Annotated in this window: 5 protein-coding genes and 1 pseudogene; 4 read left to right on the forward strand and 2 right to left on the reverse strand. The window is 60.8% G+C overall.

Annotated elements, in window-relative coordinates; genetic code table 11:
* Positions 1-101 precede the first annotated feature (101 nt).
* Together ACFQ6Y_RS17705 and ACFQ6Y_RS17710 are read right to left on the reverse strand one after the other, a co-directional pair.
* Positions 102-1,574 (reverse strand): MFS transporter, encoded by a 1,473-nt coding sequence (locus ACFQ6Y_RS17705; protein WP_378635260.1) that lies wholly within the window; start codon positions 1,572-1,574, stop codon positions 102-104.
* Positions 1,575-2,201: 627 nt separating this feature from the next.
* Positions 2,202-3,215: pseudogene (locus ACFQ6Y_RS17710) on the reverse strand (IS3 family transposase).
* A gap of 777 nt (positions 3,216-3,992) precedes the next feature.
* On the opposite strand from ACFQ6Y_RS17710, the gene ACFQ6Y_RS17715 reads away from it, so the two are divergent.
* The 4 genes from ACFQ6Y_RS17715 to ACFQ6Y_RS17730 all read left to right on the forward strand — a co-directional run bounded on the left by ACFQ6Y_RS17715 (position 3,993) and on the right by ACFQ6Y_RS17730 (position 10,053).
* Entirely contained in the window at positions 3,993-4,730 is a 738-nt protein-coding gene (locus tag ACFQ6Y_RS17715; RefSeq protein ID WP_378635265.1) for a winged helix-turn-helix domain-containing protein, read from the forward strand.
* A 155-nt stretch (positions 4,731-4,885) separates the two neighbouring features.
* Positions 4,886-5,905 (forward strand): LLM class flavin-dependent oxidoreductase, encoded by a 1,020-nt coding sequence (locus ACFQ6Y_RS17720; RefSeq protein ID WP_378635270.1) that lies wholly within the window; start codon positions 4,886-4,888, stop codon positions 5,903-5,905.
* Positions 5,906-6,198: 293 nt separating this feature from the next.
* Positions 6,199-8,445: an acyl-CoA dehydrogenase family protein gene (locus tag ACFQ6Y_RS17725; protein WP_378635275.1), complete on the forward strand. Its 2,247-nt coding sequence runs from the start codon at positions 6,199-6,201 to the stop codon at positions 8,443-8,445.
* Between the two features lie 42 nt (positions 8,446-8,487).
* On the forward strand, positions 8,488-10,053 hold the full coding sequence (locus ACFQ6Y_RS17730) for an ABC transporter substrate-binding protein (RefSeq protein WP_378635280.1): 1,566 nt from the start codon (positions 8,488-8,490) through the stop codon (positions 10,051-10,053).
* Positions 10,054-10,063 lie beyond the last annotated feature (10 nt).

The raw sequence follows: 10,063 nt of genomic DNA on the forward strand, positions 1-10,063 counted from the left end.
CCCATCATGCCACGTGCCATCCCGGGCTTCTCTGTGGCATCAAAGTTGCTTCCGGCCAAAGTCGATGCGGCAGCGAAGTGTAGCCGGCTTCCTTGGTCGTATTAAGATGCTTCTCGGGCCGGAATGTCGATCAATTGCTCCGTCGGTTCGGGCTGGTGGGCTTTTCCGCCCAGTTTTTTGAGAAATGGGACCAGCACAAAGATGAGAACGCTCACTCCGATGCCGGCGGACCAGATCGTGAGGAACGCAGTCTCAGTGGGTATTTTAGATCCGCTGATCACCATTCCGGACATGATCGCAGCGCACATCGCTCCAGCGGTTGCCCCTGCCACCGTTCGAGAGGTGTTGTATATAGCGCCCGCGATTCCGGAGTCTTCCGGACGTGCGCGAGAAATGACAAGGGCGGGAAGGAGTGCACCGAACAATCCGATTCCGATACCGCCGATCACGCCCATCGAAATGAAACCCGTCAGACTGTGTCGAAATACGATCAACCCACCAAACCAAATGGAAATCAGAACGGCGGACATCTGCAGCACCGTTCGAGTCCCGAGTCGTTGTGCGAGGCTGTCGGCGAGGGACGCCGAAATCATGAGGGCGACGGGTACTGGGGTCATCGCGAGCCCAATGCCCATTGCGTCGAGCCCAAATCCGTACCCGACGATCTCGGGTTTGGATGCAAAATACAGTGTAGAAACAGTTGCGGCTCCGTAGAACTGCAGTCCGAATAAAGCTGTCAATCCTAGAAGGAATCCAACTCCTCCCTTCGTCAACAAGTTCAAGTCGACCAACGGGCTACTGATTCTCTTCTCCATTACAACGAAGGCGACAAGTAATGCCAATCCGCCGCTAATTGCCATCAGGGTTGTCGGAGAAGCCCACCCCAGCTTGCTTCCATTGCTTATCCCGACGAGGAAGGCCGCGAGGCCGGTGCCCAGCAGTGCAGCGCCCGTCCAGTCGATGGACCCTGTTGCACGAGTGGTGGTTTCGGGTACGAACATTGCAATGGTCGCAAGGCTTGCCAGTGTGAGTGCTGCAGGCACGAGGAGGCCAACGGTCAGGTCGGCATGAGCTCCGAGGACTCCGACCAAGAGGTTTCCTGCGGCTCCTCCGGCGCCCAAGCAGCCTACGAGTATTCCGATTGCGCGTCCCGAGTTGGCGCCCGCTCGTTCTCGGAGAATTGCGAACTCGAGCGGAAGCAGAGCCCCGAGCGTTCCCTGGATGATTCTGCCCAGCAAGAAGATTCCGAACGACGGTGCTACCGCTGTAATGATCGTTCCGACGGTCACGGTGCCAAGCACGAATAGAACCATGCGCCGGTGGCCGTATCGGTCACCCAGTTTGGCCAGTATGGGTACGCAGATTACGGTCGAGAGTAGGTATGAAGCCAATACCCAGTTGAGTTGTGCGGGGTTGACGTCGAGCCTCTGCCCAATTTGCGGGATGAGCGGTATATACCACGACTGCAGCATTCCGCTGGTGACTTCGGAAAATGCGAGGAATCCGACGGCTGCGAGTCCTCCGACTTGGCGTGCGGACGGCCCTAGTTTCGACTGAACGTTCGGTTCGGTCACTGGCACCCCTCGGAGGTATATGCATTTCGGGTTGGGTTGCTAGGCATCAGTTCTCGCGTCCTTCTTGTCGGAAATCGGAAGTAGGTAGAATTAGAGACGACTATCGTCCGCTGAACAGTATTGAGTGGGCTACGGATGTGTCAAGGCTCACAATGTTGTTACCGGGAGGTAGTTGTCACAGTCGTTCTAGCCGCTGGCGACTGGCAGGGTGGGCAAGCTTACGGGCGTCGGCAGGTCGGCGCTTGGTCGTACATTCGGGCGCGAAGTCCAGCGGCCGGATAGCCCCTGGTTGTCCTGGCGGATTCTTTGGTCGGCCGTCGTCCAGAGATTTATCCTTCGGCGTTGGCGGCCGACAAGTATCCGGAAGTGTGCCGGTGCATCCACGATTGTCGAAATTATGCGTGTCCGTATTGCGGCGATGCGTTGACCGACGATGATGATTTATTCTGTCCTGCAATATAATTGGACAATTTGGTTGGTGATCACATGCGAATGGAGTCTAGGTTCACGTCACGCCGGACTGATTGTTCTGGTCGGACCCCGTTTGGTGAGCCACTCGCTATCAGAGAATCAAAGCGTGTGAATACAGCTGGCAGCGTACTCATTCGGAGTTCGGTAAGCCAGCGATCAATGACGGTGCCTGGTGTTGTAGTCCTCCTTCCAGTCCTCGATGACCACCCGGGCTTCGAGGAGGCTGTGGAATTCGTTCATGTTCAAGCACTCGTCACGGACACGATTGTTGAGGGATTCGATGTACCCGTTCTTCCATGGCTGACCCGGGGGAACATATCCGATTCCCAGTCGGTCCTTGCAGAACGTCCGCAACGCGTCGGCGATGAACTCCGGCCCGTTGTCGCACCGCAACACCTGCGGTGGTCCGCCCCAGAGTGCGAATGCCTTCTCCAAGGCGGCGACGAGATCCTCTGCCGGGATGGATCTATCGACGATGTTGAGCACCGAGTGGCGCGTATGCTCGTCCACCATCGACGCGATCTTGAACTTCCGGCCGTCGGTGGTGGAGTCGAATTGGAAGTCGATCGCCCACACGACTTTCGGAGCATCTGCCTCGGTGATCGGAGTGGTCGAAGCGCCGGCTCGTTTACGGATCTTGCGGACCTTCACCCGCACTCCTTCCTCGCGCCAGAGGCGCTGAACCTTCTTCTTGTTGATCACCCAGCCCGCGGCACGCAAGTCCGCCCACGCCCGTGAAGAATCCTTTTCGTTGATTGGCTTTGGCCCAGTCTCGCAACCACTTCCGCAGATCGGAGTCCGGATCGTCCGATGCCAGAAGCGCTACCTCGCCCGAAAAGTGTTCAGCACGCTCGGAGGGGATTACCAGGCTTGGACCACTTGACGTCTATAGGAGTGTCCTTCGCGATCTCCTTGAGTGCCGCCTTTTCGAGTTCGGCTTCGGCGAGGAGCTTCTTGAGAAGGGCGTTTTCGTTCTTGAGTTCCTTGAACTCTTTGGCGCCGTCGGCTTTCATTCCGCCGCAGAAGCTTTCGTCAGTTGTAGAGCGTCGGCACGGAGACGTCGAGTTGTCGGGCGATTTCCTCGATGTCGGTGCCTTTGGCGGCGAGTTCGTCGCCTTGGCGCAGTTTGCGAATGATCTGTTCGGGCGTGTGCCGTTTACGTCCAGCCATGAGATGAAGCCTTTCATGCCCCTTGATCAGGGCAGAAGGATTCTCATAACTTGCGGGTCACTTCATGGGGATCATGCCACGGATACACACGACCCGCCGGGCGACTCCGCCATGAACCCGGCGGGTCATCTGAGCCGCGTGCCTAGATCAGCAGCGGTCGGAGGCACGCGCGCGGCCCGCCGAGCTGGGTGGCTAGTCTCGCCTCGGTGGGTTGGCTGAACTGAGTGTTAGTGCGGTGACGATTTCGTCGTGGTGGGCGGATTCGTGGCAGGACTTGGTTTGGTTGTAGAGGACGAATTCGGAGTCGCCGTTCATCTTCCGGTCCTCGGCACCCAGATAGCGGGTCAATCGGTGCGGCGAACATTGTCGAGATGTCCGTGAGCGTGATATCGGGTCCATCGCTGCGAAATTGAGATTGCTCCGAGCTTTGGAGAGCATTTTCGGGGTCCTTCGGTACGAATTTTGGTGACCCGGTCAGATCGGCGCGAAGGATGCTGCCCGGAGACCAGCGGATTTCTCGGTCGATAGGTGGTCGATGGGTTTGGTTCAGCTAGATTCGAAGCCTTGGTGATAGCTGCGGCCAGTTCGGATGCTCTGTCCGTGAGGTGAATCGGCACCGGGGCACTGTGTGGCGCCGATACGATTGCCCTATGATCGCGGTAGAGATCTGGGTGGACGGGTTTCGTGCCGTGCCTACGATGTGTGCGGATCCCCGGCGATGTTCCAGCCTGAAAGCTCTTGTCCGCCCGTCGAACCTATACCGCCCAGGAAATGCCGATGCCGGCTCCGCAGCACCTTCAGGTGCCTCCGATTCCCACGATTGAAGACATTGCGGCGCGATCGCGCGCTCAACTCGACCGACTCACCCCCGAACAAGCGCACCAGGAAATGCGAGACGGTGCGTTGCTTGTCGACATCAGGCAAGAGCATTTTCGCAGATCAGATGGACATATCCCGGGTTCCTTGGTGTTGGAACGCAACGTACTCGAATGGCGGCTCGATCCGCGGAGTGACTTTCGCCTTCCGTTGGCGGCTGACCACGACATCCGCGTCGTTCTTATCTGCCCGCACGGTTCGGTGTCGTCCATTGCGGCAGTGAGTTTGCAGTCGATCGGACTCCACCGGGCCACCGACGTCATAGGTGGTTTTGTCGAATGGCGGGCCAACGGATTGCCCGTCGTTCCGCAATTCACTCCGACCGGGCTGTTCGTCGCTTCGGGCTCGCCACGTTTTGTCGTGGACTTGGTCAGGCAGCAAGTGGTGATCGACGACCGCGTCGTTTCACTGACCCGCTTGGAGTACATAGTTCTCGCTGAATTGATCAGTGCGAGTGGGCGGGTGGCGACCAAGGACGAATTGAAAGTTGCAGTGGGGGATTGGGAGGGAAGTCCCAGTAGGTCGATCGACTCCTTGATTCACCGGCTGCGGCACAAGCTGGGGGACTCCGCAGGCTCGATAATTGTCACAGAGCGTGGAGTGGGGTTTCGATTGCGTACCGGCCCCGGCGGTAGTTGACGTTCCGGTACGTTGCGGCGGCGGGTTGCCCTGTTGTGTTTCAACTCTGACACACGTCAACCGTTGACTTTTCAGATCCGTGAAAATGCTTGCCTAAGTTGACATTCGGACCGTTCTTGCGCTTTGGTGTAACCCTCGAATTGGGAGGAAAGCGCATGGGTACAGGATCGGAAATTCGTCTGGCATTGCATTCGGACCTTCGCGAGCGCGGCGATCAAGCCGTCGTCTACCGTGAGATGGTCGAATTGTTCGTGGAAGCGGACCGGATGGGATTCGACTCGGCGTGGGTGCGCCAGTATCACTTTCAGGGCAGGCGGCTGGGCTTCAGTTTCGACGGCGGTCTTCCGTCGCCGTTCGTGTTCTTGTCCGCGGTGGCTCAGCGAACCACCGGTATTCGACTCGGAACGGGGGTGGTGACGCTGCCCTTGGAGAATCCGGTCCGTGTCGCCGAGAACGCAGCAGTGCTGGATGCATTGTCCGGTGGGCGTGTCGAACTCGGTATTGCCAACGGTGGGCAGCCGCAGGTTGCGCGTGCTCTCGGTGTGCAACGTCCGGAAGTAGGCGACGAGAGAAAGGCCCGCTACCTGCGATCTCTCGGAGTCTTGGTCGATGCGCTGTCGGGCCGACCACTCGATCCCGGGGATCCGGAACTGCGTCTGAATCCTTCGGCTCCGACGCTGGTGGACCGAATCTGGGAAGCGGCACTGACCGAGCAGAGCGGTCACGACAGCGCCGGCCGCGGCAACGGAGTGTTGATCGGATCGACGCAGACGGTGGCGGCGGAGATCACAGCACGGGCTTATCACGCGTCGTTGCCCGAGGGGCAGACCCCACGGGTCGGATTGGTCGTACATGTTCATCCCGCGGCTTCTCGTGAGCAGGCGCTTGTCGAGATCGCCGAGGAAGTGGAGGCGACCTACGCGTGGGGCAAGGACTGGCTACCGGCAGCGAACACCCTCGTCGACAAAGCTGCGGGGGCGAACGTGCACTACGGGACTGCCGCTGACATCGTCGAATCGATCAGGTCCTTCTCGGCGTTCGCCCACGTGACGGATCTGCAGGTGGCCGTGCACTTCGGTACTGCAACCCATGCCCACCGAGTTGACGTCGTCAACGAGATCGTCGAGGACATCGCGCCCCATCTGGGATGGATTCCGGCTCGCCCGATTCGGTAGCGAGAGTCGTCCGACCGTCTTGTGTTCCAAGACTGAAACGTCCGACCGCCGAGTGCTGTCACGCGCTGAGAAATCACGTAAATGCCTGTTCTGCAATGTATTACGAATACATCTTGAAGATCGACACATCGATACCATTAGCTCAGCCTGACAAAAACTATGGCTGGCAGCAGATCTCGTTTCCTATTCTGATCGTGGTCGCCCAGTTGGCGGCCGAACTCTGACTGCCGCAGAGATTTCACCGGACCTGTCCGCGGATCATCCGCATGAAGTCCACGTTCGAGGAGAGAATCGTGACCACTATCGACGCTACGTCCACGTCAGTGGACGGGAATCCCGACACTGATCGTGAGAATTTCACACTCGAATCGACCCTCGATCGCTGGATTGCGGAGTCGACGGGTTTCCGTCTGACACCCGCCCAGGAATCCGCATTCGCTACCGAGCTGCGCGACGCCGGCATCGTCTCGACTCTGGGATTCATCGCACCGTTGGATTTCGCGGCGGCAGTCCAGCTCGTCCGACGCATCGCCCAGGTGTCACTGGACGTGGCAGCAGACGTTGCAGACCTGGTCGAGGCGCTGGTGCGCGTCGATCGGTTCGGAACTGCGGAGCAGGTGTCGCGGGTGGCGCAGGCCACCGCCGACGACCTCGTGGTCGGCGTTGCCGTGCGCACCGCCGGCGCTGCCGGTCCGAGTAAGGACGTCGTCGTCGCCGAGGCCCGGGTGCGGAGCCGATGGGCGCCGACTTGGCTGGTGGTACCGGTCGACACTCCCACCGGGGCGCGAACCACTGCACTGGTCGTCAGCGAGGACGCGCCGACCCCCGGTACCGCTGTCGATCAGAGTGATCTACTTGTCGGATCGACAGCCGGCTCGAGTGCCGAATCTGTGCTGTGGTCGGCGGCCCTGTTGGGTGCTGCCGAGCGGGTGGTCTTCGCGGCCGCCGTCGTGACGCGAGAGCAGGGCAAGCCGTGGTCCGGGCGGACGTACGAGCGCTTGATCGACGATCCGTACGTCATCGTGCGCTTCGGTCGTCTGCGCGCAGAGTTGCACGCCACCGATCGGTTGTTGCTCGACACCGTCGCAGGCCCCGAGTCCGACCGTACGGCGGCGGCGGCTTTGCTGTACTCCGCCGCATCGCAGGTGGTGACCTCGGTGTATGCCGAGCTTCCGGAGCTGGTCGGAGCCGAGGTAGATCGGGTCGACGACTTGTGGGATGCGGCCGCGACGCTGCGCCGTGCGGCGCTGCGGCACTCGGTGGCGTGGACGGAAGCCATTGCGGGACAGGGACTGTTGAAGCCCGATGTCGCGGCCGTCCCGGAACAGGGGGAGATGACGTCCGCAAGCGCCGATGTGCCCGTTCTGCGAACTCACGACGAAGCAGTATCCGCCGCAAGAAGTTTCGCCGCTCGCCTTGCAGTGGCGGCCGTCGAGCGTGACCATGACCGGCGGCATCCGGTAGCGGAACTGAAAGACCTCGCACGCACCGGATTGCTCGGAGTGACGGTGCCCGCACAGTTCGGCGGACTCGCAGCCTCGACGGCAACACTCGTCGAGGTGGTGCGGATCATCGCCACTGCCGACGGTTCGGTGGCGCAGATCCTGCAGCCGCACTTCGGCGCGCTCGAGGTGATCGCGTTGTCCGGCACACCCGAACAGCAGCGGTTCTTCTTCGGTGAAGCACTCAACGGTGCGCGCTTCGGGAACGCCAATGCGGAGCTGGGTACCAAGGCTGCCGGCGACATCCGGACCAGGCTCATCCATTCGCCGGACGGTGGTTTCACAGTCGATGGAGACAAGGCCTACACCACCGGTTCGTACAGTGCGGACTGGATTCCGGTCAGTGTCCGTGATCCTGCAGGAAACCGGGCGTCGGCGCTGGTCAGTCGCACCGCTGACGGCGTGGACATCGTCGACGACTGGTCCGGAATCGGTCAGCGTACGACGGCGAGCGGCTCGGCCACCTTCGCCGGGGTCCGGGTCTTCGAGCATCACGTCATCGCGCAGTGGCGCGCCGGTGAGGGCTCGCACCTGACCGGAGCGAAGGCCAATCTGGTTCACGGCGCCGTGAACATCGGGCTCGCGGCCGGTGCGCTGGCCGCCACTCGTGACTACGTGCTGACCAAGGCGCGACCGTCGAAGGACTTGGCGATCGAGTCGGTTGTCGAGGATCCGCATGTGGTCCGTCGCTACGGCCGTCTCGCCGCACGTCTGGCTGTTGCCGAAAGCGGGCTGGCACGGGCCGCCGATCTCGCGGACGCCGCCGGTGTCGATCAGAGCCCGGCGTCGATCTCGGCGGCAACCATCGCCGCTGCCGAAACCGAGGCACTCGGTAGCGAGATCGGTCTGGACATCGCGTCGGAGCTGTTTGCGCTCTCGGGAGCGTCGTCGAGTCGCGCCGAGTTAGGCCTCGACCGCTTCTGGCGAGACATCCGAACGCACAGCCTGCACGACACGATGATCTGGAAATACCACCAGTCCGGTGACGCGCTGCTCAGCGGTGCCTACTACTTCGGTAACCGCCGCACCCTCTACTGATCGTCACCCCATCCGAAACCTATTCCTGCAAGGAGCATCTCCATGAAACCGAGCATTCCAGGGCAATTGAAGCCGATACGCCGTGCCTTCGTTCCTGCCGTCATTGTCGGTGTTCTCGCGCTCAGTGCGTGCACCAGTTCGCTCGACGACAGCTCCGGCACCAAGTCCGGTGACGGCAGCCCGCAGGCCGGTGGCACGCTTCGGTCCAGCATCGTGGATCCGGGTGGGGAGATCGATCCGGTCGTGGTGGCGAGCCCCGGCGGGACCGCAGTGGTGGATGCGGTTGCCGAGAAACTCGTTCGTGTGGACGCCAAGTTCCGGGCAGCTCCCGTGCTGGCGACCGAGTGGACGTCCACTCCGGACAGCCTGAAGTGGACGTTCAAGATTCGTCCGGGAGTAAAGTTCAACGACGGTTCCGTGCTGTCTGCCGCGGACGTGGTGGCCACCTACGACCGAATCATCAGCCCCACCAGCACGTCGCCTGCGAAGGGATCGTTCGCGGGCATTCTCGACAAGGTGGCGGCTCAGGGTGAGAGTGTCGAGTTCGACCTGAGCAAGCCTTTCGCGGACTTCCCGTTGTTGTTGGCCGGCAACAATACTCAGATACTTCCGGCGAACTACGAATTGGGTTCGTGGAAGCAGTCGTACATCGGTACGGGGCCGTTCAAGGTAGCGTCGTTCAAGCAGGGCCAGGGAGTGACGTTCGAGAAGAACCCGGCGTACTGGAATGCGGATCAGATCTACCTCGACACCCTCGAGTTCAAGTTCTTCAAGGATCAGCAGTCCCGGGTGCTCGCTCTGCAGAGCGGCGAGATCGACGGACTGTACGGCGAGCCGGTGGCTGCGAACCTCACCTCGGCCCTCGACAAGTCGAAGTACACCGTGACCAGCGATCCCAACCCGGGATTCTCGGCGTTCGCTTTTCGAGTGGATAGCGCACCGTTCGACGACGTGACGGTGCGACAGGCGATCGCGTGGGCACTGGATCGGGACGCGATTTCCGAGAAACTGTACGAGGGTGAGGCCACCAAGGGCAACGATTCCGTCTACAGCCCGATCTATCCGGTGAACCCCACGGGGCTGGAGCAGCGCCAGGTCAACGCCGACAAGGTCAAGGAATTGCTCGGTGATCGCGAGGTGAGCTTCACTATCACCACCAGCTCGGCCGGAGAAGCTCATGCCTTGCTGATCCAGCAGCAACTCCGCAAGTTCGACAACTTCGACGTCGAGGTCGAGATCCTGTCGAGTGGCGAGTACTTCGCGGACGGTGACACAGCGCCGTGGCTGTCGGCTCCAGCTACCATCACGTACTGGGCAGCGCGTCCGGTGCCGTCGACCTATAACGACTACCTCTACCGAACCGGCGCGAAGTGGAATGCATCGCATTACAGCAATCCCGATATCGATCGACTCTCCGACGAGTACGACGCCACGGCGGACACGGCTGTTCGGTCCAAGATCGTCGACCAGATCGCGACCATCCAGTGGACCGACGTTCCGGTGATCATCTCGGCGTTCCCGAACACCCGTTGCTACCTCGATCCCAAGGTGCACATCAACTACACCCCGGGCATGGTCGACTACACCGGCGCCTGGATCGAACACTGACAGTCCTTCG

Source organism: Rhodococcus sp. NPDC056516, from assembly GCF_042794655.1.
Lineage (GTDB): Bacteria > Actinomycetota > Actinomycetes > Mycobacteriales > Mycobacteriaceae > Rhodococcus_F.